This window comes from Novosphingobium sp., assembly GCF_027486195.1.
Classification (GTDB): Bacteria; Pseudomonadota; Alphaproteobacteria; order Sphingomonadales; family Sphingomonadaceae; genus Novosphingobium.
Genome location: NZ_JAIXPP010000058.1, coordinates 1 through 19,571 on the forward strand (window position 1 = coordinate 1; position 19,571 = coordinate 19,571).

A 19,571-nucleotide genomic window follows, 5' to 3' on the forward strand; every position below is an offset into this window, starting at 1 on the left:
CCGATGTTGAAGAAGCTGTCCATGATGCCCCACACCGTGCCGAACAGCCCGACGAAAGGCGCAACCGAACCCACTGTAGCAAGGAAATTGAGCCGCCCCGCCAGCCGGTCCGTTTCCGCCGTCACCACGCTTTCCATCGCCGAGTTGAGCCGCTGGCGCGTACCCTCGCGGTCGATCGTCTTGCCCGAGGTGGAGCGCCGCCATTCCGCCAGCGCCGCCGTCACGATCCGCGCGCTCGGCACGTCCTTGCCGCCGTTCTCCTTGTGGAAGGCATCGACATCGCGCGCTTCCCAGAACGCCGTCTCATACTTGTCGCACTTGCGCTCGGCGCTGCCCATGCGCAGCGAGAAGGAGACGATGATCGTCCACACCCAGACCGAGGCGAGCACCAGCGCGCCCATCACCACCTGCACCACGATATCGGCATGAAGGAATAGCGCGACCGGGTTGAGCCGGGTCGGCATGCCCGCGGTCGCCCCGGCGGCGACAGGCACGGCGGCAGCGGCAAGAACGGAAAGCATCATGGATGGACGGACCCTTCAGGGGGAGGCGCCAGCAGCGCCGTGAAAGCGGAATGGAACGATGCAGGCAGCCGCCGCGCGCGGCCCAGCGGAGAAACGAACGCCACGCGGACCCGGCCCTCGGCCAGCAAGTCCTCGCCGCGCCAGGCCTTCTGCACCAGACTGCACGTGACGCGTGAAACCTCGGCGACAGTGCTCTCGATCACCACATCGTCATCGAGCCGCGCCGGGCGGAGGTACTTCAGCGCAAGGTCGGTCACCGCAAAAGCGCCTTCCCCCGCTTCATGCGCGCCGCGCTGATCGATGCCGAGCAGGCGCAACATGTCCGACCGCGCCCGCTCGAACCAGCGTAGGTAATTCGCGTGATAGACCACGCCCGAAAGATCGGTGTCCTCAAAGTAAACGCGTATCGCATAAAGATGGCGCGCGCCGTCAAAACAGCCGGAAGGAGGAAGCGGAGCAGGCATATGCCGCGCTGTCCTAGCCTTGCCGCGACTCGCGAGGCAAGATCAAACGCGGCAATTTGTTAACCGCTTCAGGAAGGTTTCAGTCCACCCGCGCCAGCAGCGGGCCAAGCTGACGGCCCGCAAACACATGCACATGCAGATGCGGCACTTCCTGATGGGCATTCGTGCCGGTGTTCGCCAGCAGCCGGTATCCCGGCGCGACCAGCCCCGCCGCGCGCGCCACATGCCCCACCGCGCGCACGAACCCGGTGATCTCGCTGCCCGAAGCCTTCGCCGAAAAATCGTCCCAGCTCACGTAAGCGCCCTTGGGGATCACCAGCACATGCGTCGGCGATTGCGGGTTGATGTCGTGGAAGGCGAGGCTCCACTCGTCTTCGTAGACCTTCCGGCAGGGGATTTCCCCGCGCAGAATCTTCGCGAAGACGTTCTGGTCATCGTAAGGCTGGGTGGCATCGACCGCCATGGTTCAACTGCTCCTGCTGGCTTTCTCGACAATCCCTGACGTACCCTCGCGCCGCTCCAGTTCGGCCGTCACCTGGGCCAGCGAAACGCCGCAATCGCCCATCAGCACGAAGAGGTGGAAGAGCAGGTCCGCCGCTTCCCCCACCAGCGCCTCAGGGCTGCCGGTGAGCGCGGCGATCACCACTTCGGTCGCCTCCTCGCCCACCTTCTGCGCCATCTTGCCGCGCCCTTTGGCGTGCAGACGCGCGACATAGCTGGCATCGGGGCCAGTAGCAGAACCGGCAGCGCGGCGCGCAGCGATCGTGGCTTCAAGCCGGAAGAGGAGCGTGGTCGGATCGGTGGAGGAAGACATCGCAGCGGGCATGGCGCGCGGCGATGGGAAGGTCAAGCGGGCCAGAAGCTATCGCGCGCCACCTCCGTTCGCCCCCACCTCCGTTGGTGTCGAGCGGAGTCGAGGCACCCGGCGCTGAAGGCTGCCTCAGTCCTCTTTGCGTCGCGCGACGCGGCGGCCGATGATCAGGCCTGCGAGCCCGATGGCGAAAAGCGCGCCGTCGGTCGGTTCAGGAATGGCGATGCCACCGCTCGCCTGCGCAAAGGCAGGGACGGTTGTGGTGGCAAACACGACAAGGGCAATGGGAACAAAACGGAGCACGCGGGGGATTTCCAATACAAGGCCTTGCTAAAAGGTTAAAGCAATCCCTGTGCCAACATCCCGAAAATCAAGGAAATAAGCCTATTTCGCTAGTTAACGTCCGCAGCGTTTGGGCGGCGTTTGTCAAGAATTCCGACACTAGCGGGACCTATCCCCGCGCCGGAATCCCCGCCGCGCGCAAGGCGGCATGCGCCTCGGCAATCGAGTGCGTGCCGAAGTGGAAGATCGAGGCCGCCAGCACCGCGCTGGCATGCCCTTCGCGCACACCCGCAACGAGGTGGTCAAGATTCCCGACACCCCCGCTGGCAATCACCGGCACCGGCACCGCATCGGCAATCCGCCGGGTCAGCTCCAGATCATAACCCGCCTGCGTGCCGTCTCCGTCCATCGAGGTGACGAGCAGTTCGCCCGCCCCCAACTTGGCCAGGTTTTCCGCATGCGCCAGCGCATCGATGCCCGTGGGCCGCCGCCCGCCGTGCGTGAATATCTCCCACTTGCCCGGCGCAACCCGCCGCGCATCGACCGAGCCGACCACGCACTGCGCGCCGAACCGCTCGGCAATATCGCGCACCAGTTCGGGCCGCGCAACGGCTGCGGAATTGACCGCGACCTTGTCCGCGCCGGCCAGCAACAGCGCGCGCGCGTCCTCAGGCTCACGCACCCCGCCGCCCACGGTCAGCGGCATGAAGCACACCTCGGCGGTGCGCGCGACAACATCGAGCAGCGTCCCGCGCCCCTCATGCGTCGCTGAAATATCGAGAAAACACAGCTCGTCCGCGCCCGCCTTGTCATAGGCCCGCGCCTGCTCGACCGGATCGCCCGCATCGCGCAGATCGACGAAATTCACACCCTTCACCACGCGCCCATCGCGCACATCGAGGCAGGGGATGACGCGGATGCGGACGGTCATCGAGACACCGACAGAGCAGCAAACAGGCCAATCAAAACAACAAGCCCAATGGCTTGGAACACTGTCCAGAACCAAAATGTGACCGGTGCATCATGGCGATCAAAAAGGTAAGGTGTAAACGTCTCACTTCGGCCAAGCCCCTGCCACCTTGGCCAAATCAAGGCGCGCCGCACCAGCACGCGGCCCTTCATAAAGTCAATGAAGCCCTGGCTCAGGCGCCAGCCCAGATAAATGACCACAAGGCCGCAGATAAAGCGCTGCCAAAGCATCACGCCTCAGCCATCGCCATCGCAGCGGCCAAGTCCAGCCGCCCCTCAAACAGCGCCCGCCCGGTAATCACCCCCTCGATCCCGTCAGCCTCGTGGATCTTGAGCATCCGGATATCGTCGATGCCCTTCACCCCGCCGCTCGCGATCACCGGCAGCCGCGTCGCGCGCGCAAGATCCAGCGTCGCGTCGATATTGCAGCCCTTGAGCAGCCCATCGCGCCCCACATCGGTAAACAGGATCGAGGCCACGCCCGCATCCTCGAACCGCCGCGCCATATCGACAATCGAAACGTCGGAAACTTCCGCCCAGCCTTCCGTCGCCACCATGCCATCGCGCGCATCGACCGCGACCACGATCCCGCCCGGATAGGCCTTGGCCATATCCTTCACGAACTGCGGGTCTTTCAAAGCCGCCGTGCCGATCACCACCCGGCTCACGCCAAGATCGAACCAGCCATCGACCGCAATCGGGTTCCGAATGCCGCCGCCCAATTGCACGTGCCCCGGAAACACCTTGAGGATGCCCTCAACCGCCGCCCGGTTCACCGCCTCACCCGCGAACGCGCCATCAAGGTCAACCACATGGAGATACTGCGAGCCCGCATCCGCAAACAGCGTGGCCTGCGCCGCCGGATCATCGCCATAGACCGTCGCGCGGGCCATATCGCCCTCGGCCAGCCGCACGACCTGCCCGCCCTTGAGGTCAATTGCCGGAAAAACGATCACGGCTTCCACTCCAGAAAACGTCCCAGCAAGGCCAGCCCATAGTCCTGGCTCTTCTCCGGGTGAAACTGCACGCCGAGCACATTGTCCTGCCCCACCGCCGCAACCAGCCCGCCGCCATGGTCGGTCATCGCCGCAATGCTCGCGCCTTCTTCGGGCACGAAGTGATAGGAATGCAGGAAATAGGCCTCGCCCGGCACGATCAAAGCATTGTGGTGCATCGGGGCGACATCGTTCCAGCCCATGTGCGGCACCTTGATGCTGGGATCACTCGGCTCGATGGCCCGCACTTCGCCGCCGATCCAGCCCAGCCCTTCGGTCACGCCGAACTCGATGCCCCGGTCCGCCAGCAGCTGCATGCCCACGCAAATGCCGAGGAACGGCGCGCCGCCCACCAGCACCCGCTCGCTCATCGCCTCGACCAGTCCCGGCACGCCGCGCAGCGCCTCCACGCAGGCCTTGAACGCGCCGACACCCGGCAGCACGATCCGGTCCGCCGCGCGCACCACATTGGGGTCCGCCGTCACCGCAACGCCTTCCGCCCCCGCCGCCTTCAGCGCATTGGCGACCGAGCGCAGGTTCCCCGCGCCATAGTCGACCAAGGCAATGACTTCAGCCACCGAGGATGCCCTTGGTGCTCGGCACGGCATCACCCTTGCGGGCATCGATCTCCACCGCGCTGCGCATCGCGCGGGCAAAGCCCTTGTAGATGCCCTCGATGATGTGATGATTGTTCGAGCCGTAGAGGCATTCGATGTGCAGCGTGATGCCGGCTGCCTGGCTGATCGACTGGAACCAGTGCTCGAACAGTTCGGTATCCATCTCGCCAAGGCGCGGCTGGGTGAAGCTCGCCTTCCAGACCAGTACCGGCCGCCCCGAAATATCCAGCGCCACGCGGGCCAGCGCCTCGTCCATCGGCGAATAGGCCATGCCGTAGCGGGTGATGCCCTTCTTGTCGCCCAAGGCCTGCGCAATCGCCTGCCCCAGCGCAATCGCGCTATCCTCGGTCGTGTGGTGCTGGTCGACATGGAGGTCGCCCTTCACGTGGCACGTCACGTCGATCAGCGAGTGGCGGCTGAACTGCTCGATCATGTGATCGAGGAAGCCGATGCCGGTGCTGACGTCGAAAGTGCCGGTGCCATCAAGGTTCACCGAAACCTGGATGTCGGTTTCGTGCGTGGTGCGGGCGATCGATCCGGTGCGCATGGCCCTCGCCTATAGGCTGGTTCCGCACAGAATCAATTGCCTGCACGCCGCACCCTCTTGACCCGCGCGGCGCTCCAAGCCACCCTAGGCAGGATGAGCGATGCACCCGACAGCCTGATCCCCTACGATGAAATCGTGCAGGAGGCCCTGCGCGCGGTGGTCGGCCGCGTGCTCGGCCAGGTTGAAACCACCGGCGGCACGCTCCCCGGCGCGCACCATTTCTACATCACCTTCAAGACCGGCGCCCCCGGCGTGTCGATCCCGACCCGCCTCAAGGAACGCTTCCCGGACGAAATGACCATCGTTCTCCAGAACAAGTTCTGGGACCTCAAGGTTACACCCGAAGGCTTCAGCGTCGGCCTCTCGTTCAACCAGATTCCGTCCACGCTGGTGGTCCCGTTCAGCGCGATTACTGCTTTTGTCGATCCGGCGGTCGATTTCGGCCTCCAGTTCCAGACGGCGGGCGACAGCGACGACGAGGATGAACCGCTGCACGACGCGGAAAACGATTCGCCCGATGGCAGCGGGCCTGCAAGCCCGGATGATGGCTCCAACGTCGTCACCGTGGATTTCGGCCGGAAGAAATGACCGGGCCCACCGCAAAGGCCCCGGAAACTCCAGCACCCGAACCTGTTGCTGATTCGGCGCCCGATCCAGCCAGCTTGGATTCATTGGGCCCGGTCTCGCGCGCGATTCTGGCAGGCTTCGCCATGCGTACCGGCTCCGCCCTGCTGAAACGCAGCGTCGATCGCGGTATCCTCGGCGCCGCGCCCGAAGCGCTGAAGGCGGCCGCGAAAGCCGCCGGCGCGAAAGCCGCAATGGCCGCCGGGCCCAAGAAGCGTGTCGGCCTCGGCGCACGAATCCTCACCGCCGCCGCCACGCGGATTGCCACCCGCTCGGTCCCCGGCGCAATCATCGTCGGCGGCGCGCTGCTCGCCAAGACGCTCCACGCCAAAAGACTCGAAAGCCGCCGCAAGCAGCGCAAGACTTGACCATCCGGGCCCCCATGCGCCAACAGCGCGCATGGTCCAGCCGACTCCCCAAACGTCCGACGCACTCCACCGCCGCGGCCTGATGTTCATCATGTCCTCGCCCTCGGGCGCGGGCAAGACGACGATCTCGCGCATGCTGCTGGAGGCCGATCCCGCCATCTGCCTCTCGGTCTCGGCCACCACGCGCCCGATGCGCCCCGGCGAGGTCGACGGGAAGGACTACCATTTCGTCACCCATGCCGAATTCGACCGCATGGTCGAAAACGAAGAGTTCCTCGAATGGGCCCACGTCTTCGGCAACAGCTACGGCACGCCCAAGGCCCAGGTGAAGGCCGGCCTGCGCGAAGGGCGCGATTACCTGTTCGATATCGATTGGCAGGGCACGCAGCAGCTTTACCAGAAGCTCGAAACCGATGTCGTGCGGGTGTTCCTGCTCCCCCCCAGCATCGATGAACTGCGCCGCCGCCTCACCGGGCGCGGCACCGACAGCGCCGAAGTCATCGCCACCCGCATGGAACGCGCCCGCGCCGAAATCAGCCACTGGGACGGCTATGACTACGTCGTGGTCAACGACGATATCCACCAGTGCTTCGCCAAGGTCCGCGAAATCCTCCACGCCGAACGCATGAAGCGCGCCCGCCAGACCGGCCTGATCGGCTTCGTCCGCGAGCTTATGCGGCCCTGAGGCGCTCAGATCTCCAGCAACGTCGCCAACTGATCCAATTGCAGCGGCAAGGCCATCGCCGAACCCACAAGCGCCTCGTCCCGCGCCTCGCGCGAAGGGTAGCGCTCGTGATAGGTCAGCACAGTCCCGCCATCATGGTCGGCGAGAGTCACCGTCGTCACCGCCCCATCGGGGTCTTCGGCGTTGGTCCAGACGAACCGCGCATCGGGCACCACTTCGGGATAAGTGCCGTGGAACGCCATCGTGCCTTCCTCGCCAAAGGCATAGACCAGCCGGTACGACCCCCCTGTGCGCAGGTCGAGATCGCATTCCAGCAAGGTCGCGCCCAACCCCTCCGGCATCCACCACTGCCGGAACAGCGCAGGCTCGGCCCATGCCCGGAACACCTGGGGACGAGGCGCGGCGATCAGGCGCGTAATCGCAAGCTCGCAGTCGCCGATGGCCCGCACCGAGTCTGAATCAGGCGCGGTCACGGCCGCCCAGCCCGCGCTGCATCCACCTCAGCCACCAGCACCACGCCTTTCGCCGCGCTTTTCGCCACCTCCGCATCGCTGCTCGGCGCGCAGAGCATGAACAAGTGCCGCCCCTCCGGCCCGCCGAGCATGCACGCAAAACACGGCATCTCTCCGGTCGAGACGACCTCCAGCACCGCCCCGCCTTCGCCAATCCGCGCGCATTCGGGCGCGATAGGGTTCGCGATCCACACCGCGCCTTCGGCATCGAGCGCAATGCCATCGGGCACGCGCGGCATGGTATCCGCCCACACCCGCCGCCCCGAAAGCGCCCCGCCTTCGCCAATATCAAACGCCGTCAGCCGCCCGCCCAGCGTCTCGCCGATGATCAGCGTCTTGCCATCGGGCGTGATCACCGTGCCGTTGGGAAAGCTCATGTCCGGCGCCGCGACCGAAACCGATCCATCAGGCTGCACCAGCACCAGATTGGCCTTGGGATGCTCCGCCAGCACCGCTTCCACGCCCCGCTCGCGCAGTTCATGGTCGAGATCGAAGCCGAAGTTGCCGACGTAAGCCCGCCCTTCGGCATCAACCACCATATCGTTGCACAGATGCGCGGTCAGCGGCCCCAGATCGGCATGCATCGCCAGCCGCCCGTCCGGCCAGCGCCGCCACACCTGCCGCTTGCGCATGGAAACAAACAGCAGCGAGCCATCCGGCATCCAGCCCAGCCCCGAAGGCTGGTCGCCCAGTTCAAACTCGATCCGGTGGTCGCCCGCAAGATCCACCGAGCGGATGGTGCGGCTGTAGAAATCGCTGAACCACAGCCGCTCCTCATGCCAGCGCGGCCCCTCGCCGAAGTGGAACCCATCGGCAAGCTGGCGGACCGCGCGGCTCATGGCTTTACTCCCCCAGTGGGTTGATATGGTTCTCGGGGATATAGGCGTTCACGATCCCACCGTCGATCGGCAGCGGCGTGCCGATCACATAATCGCCCGCGCGGCTGGCAAGGAAGATCGCGCCGCCCGCCATGTCCTCCAGATTGCCGATGCGCTTCAAGGGGATACCTCGCGCCGAAGCCTCGGGATTGTTCGCCGCCGCCTTGTTCATTTCCGAGGCGAAGGCGCCGGGGCAGATCGCGTTGACGATGATGTTGTCCTGCACCAGCCGCGCCGCCATGCGCCGGGTCAGGTGCACCAGCGCCGCTTTCGAGGCCTGATAGCTGTAGGTCTCCCAGGGGTTGACGCGCAGGCCATCGATCGAGGCGATGTTGATCACCTTGGCCGGCTGATCCACCGCGCCCGCCTTGAGCAGGCCATGCAGCTTCTGCGTCAGGAAGAAGGGCGTCTTGACGTTGAGGTTCATCACCTTGTCCCAGCCCATTTCCGGGAAATCATCAAACTCCGCGCCCCAGGCCACGCCCGCATTGTTCACCAGAATGTCGATCCGGCTCTCGCGCTGCGCCAGATCCTCGGCCAGCGCCTCGATCCCCGCATAGGTCGAGATATCGCCCGGCAGCGCGATGCAGCGCGGGCCGAGTTCGGCAGCAGTTTCCTCGACCACCGCAGCCTTGCGCGCGGTGATATAGACCCGCTCGCAGCCCGCCGCGATAAAGCCTTCGGCGATCATCCGCCCGATCCCGCGCGAACCGCCCGTCACCACCGCCACGCGGCCTTCAAGGCTGAAAAGCTTGGCAAAATCCATGTCAGGTATCCTTAGTATCCGCTGAGCTGCGCAACGCGCTCGGCATGGTAGTTGGCATCGCCCATGAACTCGGTCAGCGCGCGCTCGCGCTTCATGTAGAGCCCGATGTCGTATTCGTCGGTCATGCCCACGCCGCCGTGCATCTGCACACCCTCGCGCACCGCCAGATTGCACACGCGTGCCGCCTTGGCCTTGGCCACCGAGACCATCAACTCCGCCCGTTCGGACCCGCCATCCAGCAGCTGCTGCGCCTTGATCACCACGGCCTCGGCGATCTCCAGCTCGGAATAGAGATGCGCCGCGCGGTGCTGCAGCGCCTGGAACTCGCCGATCAGCTTGCCAAACTGCTTGCGTGTTTTGAGGTAGGTCGTGGTCATCGCGAAGGCCCCGCCGCCGACGCCCGTCTGCTCCGCCGCAGCGCCGATGCGGCCTGCGCTCAGCACCTTGTTCAGCACCGCGCGCCCGCCATCGACTTCGCCGATCACGGTCGAACCGTCGAGCTCGACGCCATCAAACCGCACATGGCTGGCGATGGAACTATCGACCAGCCGCACCGCGTTGTGCCCGATCCCGGCCGCATCCTTGGGCACGGCAAACAGCGTCACGCCATCCGCATCGCTATCGCTGCCCGATGTGCGCGCCGCCACGATGATTGCGTCAGCCGACGTGCCATGCACCACGAAGTCCTTCGCACCCGTCAGCCGGAACCCGTTGCCCGCACGCTCGGCACGGCAAGCGATCTTCTCAGGTCTGTGCTTCGCGCCTTCGTCGATCGCGACGGCCAGCACCGTCTCGCCCGCGATCACGCCCGGCAGCCAGCGCCCGCGCAGCTCGTCCGATGCGTCCTTCAGCGCCGTCACGCCCATCACCGCCGTGGTGAGGAACGGCGACGGCGTCAGGTTGCGCCCGATCTCCGCAAGCACGATCCCCGCCTCGACATGGCCCATGGCCAGCCCGCCATCAGCCTCGGCCGCCAGCATGCCCGTCAGCCCCATCTCGGCAAACTGCTTCCACAAGGCGTGGCCGAAACCGTCCTTGCAATTGATGTCACGCCAGTGGCGCAGCTGCTTCTTGATCCCGCCTTCATCGGCCATGAAGCCGGTGACGCTATCGGCCAGCATGGCCTGATCTTCGTTGTAATACAGCGGCATGGATTTGCTCCTAAGCCCTAGAAATTCAAAAACATCTCTAAACCCCGCTCACCCTGAGCCTGTCGAAGGGTGCTGGCACCACGGTCGGGCCAGATGCTTCGACAAGCTCAGCATGAGCGGGGCCTCGAGGATTGCGTGTCAGGCCCCCGGCAGTTCGAGAATGCGCTTGGCGACGACGTTGAGCATGACCTCGCTCGTGCCGCCCTCAATCGAATTGGCCTTGGTGCGCAGCCACGAGCGCGATGGCGCCCCGCCGCGCGTCTCCTCGCTCTCCCATTCCAGCGCGGTGCTGCCGCCCGCCGCCATCAGCAACTCGTGCCGCCGCTTGTTGAGCTCGGTGCCCGCATACTTCATCATGTTGGGCTGCGCAGGGTGCGCCTTGCCCACCTTGATCTCGTCGAGGAACTTCTCGCCCATCGCCGCAAAGGCCAGCGCGTCGATATCGAACGCCGCCAGTTCGGCGCGCAGCATCGGATCGTCGAGACCGTTGCGGGTCAGCACCTTGCCGATCGTGCTCGTCTGCTCGCCGCCGCCCGCGCCGGAAATCATCTCGCGCTCATGGCCAAGGAGGTACTTCGCCACATCCCAGCCGCGATTGAGCTGGCCGACGATCTGGCTCTTGGGCACCACCACATTGTCGAAAAACGTCTCGCAGAAGGGCGAGCTACCGCTGATCAGCTTGATCGGCTTGGTCGTCACCCCCGGCGTTGTCATGTCGAACAGCAGGAACGAGATCCCCTGATAGACATTGGTCTTGTCGGTGCGGACGAGGCAGAAGATCCAGTCCGCCTTGTCGGCATAGCTGGTCCAGATCTTCTGACCGTTCACGACCCAGTGGTCGCCCTTGTCCTCGCCATAGGTCTGGAGAGAGACGAGATCCGAGCCCGAGCCCGGCTCCGAATAGCCCTGGCACCAGCGGATTTCCCCGCGCGCCACCTGACCCAGATAATGGACCTTCTGCTCCTCGGTGCCGAACTTGAGAAGCGCCGGCCCGAGCATCCAGATGCCGAAGCTCGAAAGCGGCGGCCGCGCCCCGGCCCGCGTCATTTCCTCGCGCCAGATTTTGGCCTCAGCCGGGTTCATCCCCGCGCCGCCATAGGCGACCGGCCAGTCCGGCACGGTATAACCCTTGGCCGCGCAGACCTCCATCCACTGCTTCTGCGCCGCGCTCTTGAACACGAAATTGCGCCCGCCCCAGCAGATATCGTCCTCGCCCTGCACGGGCCGGCGCATCTCTTCCGGGCAGTTCGCCTCGATCCACGCACGGATCTCCGCGCGGAAAGTCTCCAGGTCCGACATCGTTCGTGTCTCCTCTCTTAATCGGAAGGTTAAGGCGACTCAGCGCACGCTGGCAAGCACCGATTTCGGCACGGTTTTCTGCCAATCCGCACCACTCCCGCATGCCGTAGCGTCAACCCGATCGGCATTGACGAAGGGGCGCAGCAGCCTAAGCTCACGCCAAAATCAGAAACACGGAGAGGTTCCAATGCGATTCCACAACAAGACCGTCGTCGTCACCGGGGCCGCCTCCGGCATCGGCCGCGCCACCGCGCTCCTGTTCGCCGCCGAGGGCGCGAAGGTCTATGCCGCCGATATCGACGAAGCCGGCCTTGCCGCCACCGCCGCCGAATCCAACGGCGAAGTCCACACCGTGCGCTGCGACGTCTGCAACTGCGAGGACATCAAGGCCCTGATGGACCGCGCCGCCGCCGAAACCGGCGGGATCGATGCCGTGTTCAACAATGCCGGTGCGGGCGGCGACATGGCCAAGATCGACGAGATCGAGCCCGAGGGCTGGGACCGCACGATGCACCTCCTGCTGCGCTCGGTCGCTTTCGGTATCCGCTACGCCGTGCCGCACATGATCGGCCGCAAGGGCGCGGCCATCGTGAATACGTCCAGCGTCGCCGCAGTCGGCCCCGGCTACTCGCCCAATGCCTATGCCGTCGCCAAGGCCGGGGTGCTTCACCTCACCAAGACGAGCGCCGCCGATCTCGCCCGCCACCAGATCCGCGTCAACGCCGTCCAGCCCGGCTTCATCAACACCAACATCTTCACCACCTCGCTCGATGTACCCGCCGAACTCGAAGCGCAGGCCAAAGGCGCCATCGCGATGATGAGCCAGGCCGCCCAGCCCGTCGCGCGCGGCGGCCAGCCCAACGATATTGGCGAAGCCGTGCTCTATCTGTGCAGCGAAGCCGCCAGCTTCGTGAACGGCACCTCGATCATCGTCGATGGCGGCCTCACCATCGGCCCGCGCCATTCGTGGGATCCCGAAGTGCCCGATCTCTTCGAAGCGCTGCGCCAGATGAAAGCGGCGGCGGAAGCAGCAGCCTGATGATTGTGCGCTTGATCTCGCGCAAGGTTTAACCGACAGATTAAATCAACAAACACAAGCGGTGCCACACGCCCGCACCGCAGGAGAGCAAACATGGATTTCGAACCCACCGAACGGCAGGTCTACTGGCGCAACCGCGTCCGCGATTTCATCGAGGCCAACGTCCGCCCGCGCCACAAGGACTACAAGGCCGAACAGGCCAGCGGCGGCCGCTGGAAGGTGCTGCAGGTGGTCGAGGAGGAGAAGGCCAAGGCCAAGGCTGCCGGTATCTGGAACCTGTTCATGCCGCCGCAGAACTCAGGCCATCACCATGTCGATGATACCTTCGAGTTCGAAGGCCCCGGCCTCACCAACCTTGAGTACGCGCTCTGCGCCGAGGAAATGGGCCGCATCTCGTGGGCCAGCGAAGTGTTCAACTGCTCCGCGCCCGATACCGGCAACATGGAAGTATTCCACCGCTACGGCACGCGCGAGCAGAAGGAGCAGTGGCTGCGCCCGCTGATGAACGGCGAAATCCGCTCGGCCTTCCTGATGACCGAGCCGCTCGTCGCCTCGTCGGACGCGACCAACATCGAAACCCGCATGGTGCGTGAGGGCGATGAATACGTCATCAACGGCCGCAAGTGGTGGTCCTCGGGCCTTGGCGATCCGCGTTGCAAGATCGCCATCGTCATGGGCAAGACCGACACCAGCGCCAAGCGCCACGCGCAGCAGAGCCAGGTCCTCGTCCCGATGGACGCGCCGGGCGTCAACATCCTGCGCCACCTTCCCGTCTTCGGCTATGACGACGCGCCGCACGGCCACATGGAAGTCCTGCTCGAAAACGTCCGCGTCCCCGTCTCCAACGTCGTGCTCGGCGAAGGGCGCGGGTTCGAAATCGCGCAGGGGCGCCTCGGGCCGGGCCGCATCCACCACTGCATGCGCACCATCGGCGTTGCCGAAGAAGCACTCGGCAAGATGGCCAAGCGCCTCCAGTCGCGCGTCGCCTTCGGCAAGAAGATTTCCGAACAGTCCGTGTGGGAAGAGCGCATCGCCCGCGCCCGCATCGATATCGAGATGACCCGCCTGCTCTGCCTCAAGGCAGCGGACATGATGGACAAGGTCGGCAACAAGGCCGCCGCACTCGAAATCGCGATGATCAAGGTGCAGGCCCCCAACATGGCGCTGCGCATCATCGACGATGCGATCCAGGCCCACGGCGGCGGCGGTGTCTCGGAAGACTTCGGCCTCGCCGAAGCCTACGCGCACCAGCGCACCCTGCGCCTGGCGGACGGTCCGGACGAAGTCCACGCCCGCGCCGTCGCCCGCATCGAATATGCGCGCCACACCGATCTGCCGAGCGACCCGGGCTTCACCTCGGGCGACATGGCGATCTCACGCTGACAACCTACTCCCCTCCCGCAAGCGGGAGGGGCTGGGGGAGGGCATGTTCACGCCATCCCCAACACACCCTCCCCTAACCCCTCCCGCATGCGGGAGGGGGACTGTGCAAGGTAGACCCCATGAAAGCCGCCATCCTCGAACAAGCCGGCACCCCGCTCGTCATCGACCAGCTCACCGTGTCCAAGCCCGGCCCGCACGAAGTCCTGATCCGCACCGCCGCTTGCGGTCTGTGCCATTCGGACCTGCACTTCATCGATGGCGCCTATCCCCACCCGATGCCCTGCGTCGCGGGCCATGAAGCCGCCGGCATTGTCGAGGAAGTCGGCAGCGAAGTCCGCACGGTCAAGAAGGGCGATGCCGTCGTCACCTGCCTCTCGGCGTTCTGCGGCCACTGCGAATTCTGCGTGACGGGGCGCATGTCGCTCTGCCTCGGCGGCGATACCCGCCGCCGCCCCGGCTAGGCACCGCGCCTCACGCGCTCCAGCGATGGCAGCGTGGTCAACCAGATGCTCAATCTCTCGGCTTTTGCCGAAATGATGCTGATTCACGAACACGCCTGCGTCGCGATCAACCCCGAAATGCCGCTCGATCGCGCTGCCGTCATCGGCTGCGCTGTCACCACCGGCGCGGGCACGATCTTCAACGCCTGCAAGGTCACGCCGGGTGAAACCGTCGCCGTGATCGGTTGCGGCGGCGTTGGCCTTGCCACCATCAACGCCGCCAAGATCGCCGGCGCTGGCCGCATCATCGCCGCCGATCCGATGCCCGAAAAGCGCGAACTCGCGATCAAGCTTGGCGCGACAGATGTGATCGACGCGCTCGATCCCGATGCCGCCAAGCAGATCCAGGAAATGACCAAGGGCGGCGTCCACCACGCCATCGAAGCCGTCGGGCGCCCCGCCTCGGGTGATCTCGCGGTCGCCTCGCTGCGCCGCGGCGGCACCGCCACGATCCTCGGCATGATGCCGCTGAACCATAAGGTCAGCCTCTCCGCCATGGACCTGCTTTCGGGCAAGAAGCTCCAAGGCGCGATCATGGGCGGCAACCACTTCCCGGTCGATCTCCCGCGCCTCGTCGATTTCTACATGCGCGGTCTGCTGGACCTCGACAGCATCATTGCCGAACGCATCCCCTTGGAAGGCATCAACGAAGGGTTCGAAAAGATGAAGCAGGGCCACTCCGCCCGCTCGGTTATCGTGTTCGACTCATGACCGAGCCTGTCATCGACGCTCAGGCCGCCTTCACCGGCACCGTCTCCCCCGAAGGCGCGGACAAGCTGGACGAGGCAAAGCTCACCGCTTGGTTCGAAGCCAACGTGGCAGGCTTTCAGGGCCCACTCACCGTCTCGAAGTTCAAGGGCGGCCAATCGAACCCCACCTACCGGATCGACGCGCCCTCGGGCCCCTATGTCCTCAGGCGCAAGCCGCTGGGCAAGCTGCTCCCCTCCGCCCACGCGGTGGACCGTGAATTCAAGGTCCAGTCCGCGCTCGGCCCCACCGGCTTCCCGGTCGCCCCGCAATATGGCCTGTGCACCGATGAATCGGTCGCGGGCGCAATGTTCTACGTGATGGGCTGCGTCGATGGCCGCACCATCTGGGACGGCGCCATGCCCGGTGCCACCCCCGAAGACCGCCGCGCCACCTACTTCGCCATGGTCGATACCCTCGCCCAGCTCCACAGCGTGGACGTCGACTCTGTGGGCCTCACCGAATTCGGCAAGCCCGGCAACTACTTCGGCCGCCAGGTCGATCGCTGGACCAAGCAATACCGCCTCTCCGAAACCGAACACATGGAGCCGATGGAGCGCCTCATCGAATGGCTCCCGCGCACCCTGCCCGAACAGACCCGCGTGAGCGTCGTCCACGGTGACTACCGCATCGACAACATGATTTTCGCACATGGCGCGCCCAAGCCGCTGGCCGTGCTCGATTGGGAACTCTCGACACTCGGCGATCCGCTGGCCGATTTCACCTACTTCGCGATGGCATGGTCCACCGAAAACGGCGGCCGCTCCGGCGTCATGGACCTCGACCGCGCCGCACTCGGCATCCCCGAACTCGATGAAGTGATCGCGCGCTACTGCGAGAAGACACGCCGCGACGGCATTGCCGGCATGGATTGGTACCTCGCCTACAACTACTTCCGCCTCGCCGGCATCATCCAGGGCATCAAGAAGCGCTACCTCGACGGCACCGCCAGCAGCGCCCACGCTGCTGCGATGTCCGACCGGGTGGGCCCGCTGGCAGACATGGCGTGGAACTACGCGGTGAAGGCGGGCGCATAAGGTCCTCCCCATTTTTGCAAAGCACAAATGGGGAGGTGTCAGCCCGAAGGGCTGACGGAGGGGCAATGGCAGGCAAAAGTCCCGCGAAAGGACGAGGATGAACGAACCGGCAGTGCAAACACCCAAGCCCCAATCTCTGCGCCTCGTGCTCGCCGTCCTGCTGGTCGTCTACATCTTCAATTTCCTCGATCGCCAGATCGTCAACATCCTTGCCGAACCGATCCGCCGCGATCTTGGTCTGTCCGATACGCAGATTGGGCTGATGACAGGCATCGCGTTTGCCGCCTTCTACACCTTCCTCGGCATTCCCATCGCGCGCTATGCGGATCGCCCCTCGACCAACCGCGTCGGGCTAATCGCCGGGGCGCTGATCATCTGGTCGGGGATGACGGCGCTGTGCGGGCAGGCGCAAAACTTCGTGCAATTGCTGCTCGCCCGCATCGGCGTCGGCGTGGGCGAGGCCGGGTGTTCGCCCGCCGCGCATTCGCTGATTGCCGATCTCGCGCCGCCCGAAAAGCGCGCCTCGGCCCTGTCCATCTATGCGCTCGGCATCCCCATCGGCACCCTGCTCGGCATGCTGATCGGCGGCCAGCTGGCGGATGCCTATGGCTGGCGGGCGGCGTTCGTCGTGGTCGGCGTGCCCGGCATCGTGCTGGCCGGCGCGGTCGTCCTGCTGCTGCGCGATCCGCGCCGCGCGGGCGAAGCCCTGCGCGCGGCCAATGCCGCCCCGCCGCCCCGCACCTTGTCCAACCGCGAGGCGCTGACCGAAATTCTGGGCTCGCGCGCCTTCGTGCTGTTGCTCGCGGCTGGCTCGGCGGCTGCGTTCCTCAGCTATGGCAAGGCGACGTGGACGACGATCTTCTTTCAGCGCACCCACGGCCTCAGCCCGGGCGATACCGGGTTCTGGTTCGGCATCTGGGGCGGGGTCGCAGCCATTATCGGCACGCTCGCAGGTGGCTGGCTGGCCGACCGCTTCGGCAAGGTCAACCGCCGCCATGTAATGACCGCGCCGGCCATCGGCTTTGCCGTGGCGGTCCCGCTTTCCATCGCCGCCTATTGCATGACCGACTGGCGCTGGGCCCTCGCCCTGCTGATGCTCCCCACCGCGCTCAACTCGCTCTACTACGGCCCCTGCTTCTCCAGCGCGCAAGGGCTGGTCAAGCCCGAAGCGCGGGCGATGGCGAGCGCGCTGCTGCTGTTCAGCCAGAACCTCATCGGGCTGGGCCTCGGCCCCCTGTTCTTCGGGATGCTGTCAGACGGGATCAAGCCCATGGCCGGGGAGGAAAGCGTGCGCTGGGTGCTCTATGGCGCGGCGGTGATCGGGTTCGTCCCGGCTTTCTTCTTCTGGCGCACGTCGCTGCGCCTCAACGAGGAGCTCGACCGCAAGGGGCCGTGAGAGCGCCAGACGCCCCCACGGCCCCTCCGTCACGCCCTTACTTGCCGAGCGGAATGCGGAAGCCGACCGAGACCAGCGACTGCCGGCTCCTCGCCTGCAGATCCGCCGGCACGAGGTCGAGCGGCAGCGTCGTCTTGCCGCCATCGCGGTAGTTGTACTGCCCGAACAGCTCGAACTTCGGCCCGATCTTGTAGGTCGCGCCCGCCATCAGCTGCCACGCGAAGTTGGTTTCCTTGCCCTGCCCGACATCGATGTTCGAGGGGCGATAGTCGAACTTCGTTTCCTGGATGCCGATGCCGCCACCGACATAGGGCTGGAACGCGCTGCCGGTGTTGATGTCGTAGTAGGCATTGACGAAACCGGCGATGCCGCGCTGGCTGCCGATCCCGCTGTCCACCACCTGGCCCACGGTCGAACCCACCGTCGGGCCGCGCGTCAGGATCGAGGCGTCGATGGCATCGATGTTGGTGCCACCCACGGTCACGCCGCTGTGGCGCCGCACGTTGGCGCGCGTGAAGGCGAACTCGCCCTCGATGCGAAAGCCGTTGTCGAAGCGGTGGCCGACCTGTGCCGCGAAGTTGTAGCCCACGTCGAAGCTGGTCTTCCAGCCCAGCGGCGTGCCCGAAGGAATGGCGCCATAGACCGGCGCGGCAGTCGTGGCAGGCACATCGGAAGTGAATGTACCTTGGTTATTCGAGTTATGCGGAGCAGAAATACCTGCCGATACACCGACATAAGTCTGTGCATTTGCACTGTTAGCCATCGCTACAGCAACACAAGCCGAAGCAAGCAGCAAATAGTTATTTCTCATTACGCAACCCTTTCTTTTGAATACACGCTTACATTCCAGAAACACTTCGCAAATGTTGCGAGTCATAACTGTCTGTGTTCGCGATGGCCTGTCGATACGCCCGGCGCCTGTACTGAAAATGAACAGTGCGACGAGCCGAGTGCGGCATGCCCAAGCAGGCAGATTCGTCTGGTTTTCTTCCGCGCAAGTGTGGCGAAAATGCCCCAGCCGGCCACTCTTGCCGCGCGGGCGCAATCGGCTCTAGGAAGCACGGCCATGGCCGAACCCGCCCCCATCACTGTTGCCGCGCTCTATCGCTTCGCCCGCTTCGCGGACCCGGCAGCGCTGCGCGCGCCGCTGCTCGAGGCCTGCGAGGCCGCCGGCATCAAGGGCACGCTGATCCTGGCCAGAGAGGGCATCAACGGCACCATCGCCGGCACCGCGCAAGGCATCGCAAGCGTGCTCGCGTCGATCCGCGCCCTGCCCGGCTGCGCTGACCTTGATGTGAAGCTTTCCACCGCCGAGGCGATGCCCTTCGGCCGCCTCAAGGTCCGCCTGAAGCGCGAGATCGTGACGATGGGCGAGCCCGACATCGATCCCCTCGCCGCGGTCGGCACCTATGTCGCCGCGCACGATTGGAATGCCCTCATCAGCGATCCCGAAACCATCGTGATCGACACGCGCAACACCTATGAGGTCGCGGTCGGCACTTTCGCGGGCGCGATCAATCCAGAGACGCGCAGCTTTCGCGAGTTCCCAGCCTGGTTCCGCCGCGAACGGGGCCGCCTTCTGGGTGCCGGAAAACAGCCAAAGGTCGCGATGTTCTGCACCGGCGGCATCCGCTGCGAAAAGTCGACCGCCTTCCTCAAGGCCGAAGGCGTCGAGGAGGTCTACCACCTTCAGGGCGGCATCCTGCGCTACCTCGAGGATGTGCCCGCCGAGGAGAGCCTGTGGCAGGGCGAATGCTTCGTGTTCGACGAACGCGTCGCGCTCGGCCATGGGCTGACCGAGGGCGAACACACCCTCTGCAAAAGCTGCGGCCGCGCGGTGCCGTCCGGTGAAAGCTGCTTCTGCACAGTCCGCTGACCTGCCCCTCCCCCGCTCGGGGGAGGCTGGGTGGGGGTAACCAGCGCCTGAACCGCAAGCGCCATCCCCCTCCCCCAACCTCTCCCCGCCGGGGAGGGGGG

At 65.4% G+C, this 19,571-nt stretch carries 24 protein-coding genes and 1 pseudogene; 9 read left to right on the forward strand and 16 right to left on the reverse strand.

All coding sequences use genetic code 11. The features are described 5' to 3' along the window. From Q0071_RS10855 to hisB, 10 genes are all read right to left on the reverse strand, one after another. Nucleotides 1–521 (reverse strand): MotA/TolQ/ExbB proton channel family protein (locus Q0071_RS10855; RefSeq protein ID WP_298168770.1); only part of this gene is annotated, 521 nt, incomplete at its 3' end. After that, on the reverse strand, nucleotides 521–988 hold the full coding sequence (locus Q0071_RS10860; RefSeq protein ID WP_298168772.1) for a YbgC/FadM family acyl-CoA thioesterase: 468 nt from the start codon (nucleotides 986–988) through the stop codon (nucleotides 521–523). The genes Q0071_RS10855 and Q0071_RS10860, both read right to left, overlap by 1 nt. A 79-nt stretch (nucleotides 989–1,067) precedes the next feature. Beyond that, nucleotides 1,068–1,451, reverse strand: a complete 384-nt coding sequence (locus tag Q0071_RS10865; RefSeq protein ID WP_298168775.1) for a histidine triad nucleotide-binding protein — start codon at nucleotides 1,449–1,451, stop codon at nucleotides 1,068–1,070. Between the two features lie 3 nt (nucleotides 1,452–1,454). Next, nucleotides 1,455–1,802 (reverse strand): phosphoribosyl-ATP diphosphatase, encoded by a 348-nt coding sequence (locus tag Q0071_RS10870; protein WP_298168778.1) that lies wholly within the window; start codon nucleotides 1,800–1,802, stop codon nucleotides 1,455–1,457. A 126-nt stretch (nucleotides 1,803–1,928) separates the two neighbouring features. Further along, nucleotides 1,929–2,102, reverse strand: a complete 174-nt coding sequence (locus Q0071_RS10875) for a PEP-CTERM sorting domain-containing protein (protein WP_298168781.1) — start codon at nucleotides 2,100–2,102, stop codon at nucleotides 1,929–1,931. A 148-nt stretch (nucleotides 2,103–2,250) separates the two neighbouring features. Beyond that, a complete protein-coding gene (gene hisF, locus Q0071_RS10880) occupies nucleotides 2,251–3,012 on the reverse strand; it encodes an imidazole glycerol phosphate synthase subunit HisF (RefSeq protein ID WP_298168784.1) in 762 nt (253 codons plus the stop codon). Continuing rightward, nucleotides 3,009–3,281 carry a hypothetical protein gene (locus Q0071_RS10885; protein ID WP_298168787.1) on the reverse strand — a complete coding sequence of 91 codons (273 nt, stop codon included), beginning with the start codon at nucleotides 3,279–3,281 and terminating at the stop codon, nucleotides 3,009–3,011. The genes hisF and Q0071_RS10885 overlap by 4 nt, the downstream gene beginning before the upstream one ends. Next, nucleotides 3,281–4,006: a 1-(5-phosphoribosyl)-5-[(5-phosphoribosylamino)methylideneamino]imidazole-4-carboxamide isomerase gene (gene hisA / locus Q0071_RS10890; RefSeq protein ID WP_298168790.1), complete on the reverse strand. Its 726-nt coding sequence runs from the start codon at nucleotides 4,004–4,006 to the stop codon at nucleotides 3,281–3,283. The genes Q0071_RS10885 and hisA overlap by 1 nt, the downstream gene beginning before the upstream one ends. Next, on the reverse strand, nucleotides 4,003–4,623 hold the full coding sequence (hisH, locus tag Q0071_RS10895) for an imidazole glycerol phosphate synthase subunit HisH (protein ID WP_298168793.1): 621 nt from the start codon (nucleotides 4,621–4,623) through the stop codon (nucleotides 4,003–4,005). Before hisH ends, hisA begins: the two co-directional genes overlap by 4 nt. Then, nucleotides 4,616–5,209, reverse strand: coding sequence for an imidazoleglycerol-phosphate dehydratase HisB (hisB, locus tag Q0071_RS10900; RefSeq protein ID WP_298168796.1), 594 nt, complete (start codon nucleotides 5,207–5,209; stop codon nucleotides 4,616–4,618). The genes hisH and hisB overlap by 8 nt, the downstream gene beginning before the upstream one ends. 93 nt (nucleotides 5,210–5,302) lie before the next feature. Here hisB and Q0071_RS10905 point away from each other — a divergent pair, with 93 nt between their 5' ends. The 3 genes from Q0071_RS10905 to gmk all read left to right on the forward strand — a co-directional run bounded on the left by Q0071_RS10905 (nucleotide 5,303) and on the right by gmk (nucleotide 6,886). Then, complete coding sequence (locus Q0071_RS10905; RefSeq protein ID WP_298168799.1) at nucleotides 5,303–5,797, forward strand: ClpXP protease specificity-enhancing factor SspB; 495 nt, start codon at nucleotides 5,303–5,305, stop codon at nucleotides 5,795–5,797. Between the two features lie 122 nt (nucleotides 5,798–5,919). Continuing rightward, complete coding sequence (locus Q0071_RS10910) at nucleotides 5,920–6,201, forward strand: hypothetical protein (protein WP_298168802.1); 282 nt, start codon at nucleotides 5,920–5,922, stop codon at nucleotides 6,199–6,201. A 31-nt stretch (nucleotides 6,202–6,232) separates the two neighbouring features. Then, on the forward strand, nucleotides 6,233–6,886 hold the full coding sequence (gmk, locus tag Q0071_RS10915) for a guanylate kinase (RefSeq protein ID WP_298168805.1): 654 nt from the start codon (nucleotides 6,233–6,235) through the stop codon (nucleotides 6,884–6,886). A gap of 5 nt (nucleotides 6,887–6,891) precedes the next feature. On the opposite strand, the gene Q0071_RS10920 is transcribed toward gmk, so the two are convergent. From Q0071_RS10920 to Q0071_RS10940, 5 genes are all read right to left on the reverse strand, one after another. Further along, on the reverse strand, nucleotides 6,892–7,359 hold the full coding sequence (locus Q0071_RS10920; RefSeq protein ID WP_298168807.1) for an SRPBCC domain-containing protein: 468 nt from the start codon (nucleotides 7,357–7,359) through the stop codon (nucleotides 6,892–6,894). Beyond that, complete coding sequence (locus tag Q0071_RS10925) at nucleotides 7,356–8,237, reverse strand: SMP-30/gluconolactonase/LRE family protein (RefSeq protein ID WP_298168809.1); 882 nt, start codon at nucleotides 8,235–8,237, stop codon at nucleotides 7,356–7,358. Before Q0071_RS10925 ends, Q0071_RS10920 begins: the two co-directional genes overlap by 4 nt. A 4-nt stretch (nucleotides 8,238–8,241) precedes the next feature. After that, the gene (locus Q0071_RS10930) at nucleotides 8,242–9,042 is read right to left on the reverse strand and encodes an SDR family oxidoreductase (protein WP_298168811.1); all 801 of its coding nucleotides are present in this window, start codon (nucleotides 9,040–9,042) and stop codon (nucleotides 8,242–8,244) included. 11 nt (nucleotides 9,043–9,053) lie between these two features. Next, nucleotides 9,054–10,193, reverse strand: a complete 1,140-nt coding sequence (locus Q0071_RS10935; protein WP_298168813.1) for an acyl-CoA dehydrogenase family protein — start codon at nucleotides 10,191–10,193, stop codon at nucleotides 9,054–9,056. A gap of 138 nt (nucleotides 10,194–10,331) precedes the next feature. Then, the gene (locus Q0071_RS10940; RefSeq protein WP_298168816.1) at nucleotides 10,332–11,492 is read right to left on the reverse strand and encodes an acyl-CoA dehydrogenase family protein; all 1,161 of its coding nucleotides are present in this window, start codon (nucleotides 11,490–11,492) and stop codon (nucleotides 10,332–10,334) included. Between the two features lie 187 nt (nucleotides 11,493–11,679). Here Q0071_RS10940 and Q0071_RS10945 point away from each other — a divergent pair, with 187 nt between their 5' ends. The 5 genes and pseudogenes from Q0071_RS10945 (at nucleotide 11,680) to Q0071_RS10965 (ending at nucleotide 17,594) form a co-directional block, all read left to right on the forward strand. After that, nucleotides 11,680–12,531 carry an SDR family oxidoreductase gene (locus Q0071_RS10945; RefSeq protein WP_298168817.1) on the forward strand — a complete coding sequence of 284 codons (852 nt, stop codon included), beginning with the start codon at nucleotides 11,680–11,682 and terminating at the stop codon, nucleotides 12,529–12,531. A gap of 93 nt (nucleotides 12,532–12,624) precedes the next feature. Beyond that, nucleotides 12,625–13,914 (forward strand): acyl-CoA dehydrogenase family protein, encoded by a 1,290-nt coding sequence (locus tag Q0071_RS10950; RefSeq protein ID WP_298168819.1) that lies wholly within the window; start codon nucleotides 12,625–12,627, stop codon nucleotides 13,912–13,914. A 119-nt stretch (nucleotides 13,915–14,033) separates the two neighbouring features. After that, a pseudogene (locus Q0071_RS10955) lies at nucleotides 14,034–15,125 on the forward strand (Zn-dependent alcohol dehydrogenase). After that, nucleotides 15,122–16,198 (forward strand): phosphotransferase family protein, encoded by a 1,077-nt coding sequence (locus Q0071_RS10960; RefSeq protein WP_298168821.1) that lies wholly within the window; start codon nucleotides 15,122–15,124, stop codon nucleotides 16,196–16,198. The pseudogene Q0071_RS10955 and the gene Q0071_RS10960 overlap by 4 nt, the downstream one beginning before the upstream one ends. Nucleotides 16,199–16,295: 97 nt before the next feature. After that, entirely contained in the window at nucleotides 16,296–17,594 is a 1,299-nt protein-coding gene (locus Q0071_RS10965) for an MFS transporter (protein ID WP_298168824.1), read from the forward strand. Between the two features lie 37 nt (nucleotides 17,595–17,631). Here Q0071_RS10965 and Q0071_RS10970 read toward each other — a convergent pair whose 3' ends face one another. Beyond that, the gene (locus Q0071_RS10970) at nucleotides 17,632–18,471 is read right to left on the reverse strand and encodes a porin family protein (protein ID WP_366886394.1); all 840 of its coding nucleotides are present in this window, start codon (nucleotides 18,469–18,471) and stop codon (nucleotides 17,632–17,634) included. A gap of 189 nt (nucleotides 18,472–18,660) precedes the next feature. On the opposite strand from Q0071_RS10970, the gene Q0071_RS10975 reads away from it, so the two are divergent. After that, complete coding sequence (locus Q0071_RS10975; protein WP_298168830.1) at nucleotides 18,661–19,470, forward strand: rhodanese-related sulfurtransferase; 810 nt, start codon at nucleotides 18,661–18,663, stop codon at nucleotides 19,468–19,470. The last annotated feature ends 101 nt before the right edge of the window (nucleotides 19,471–19,571 follow it).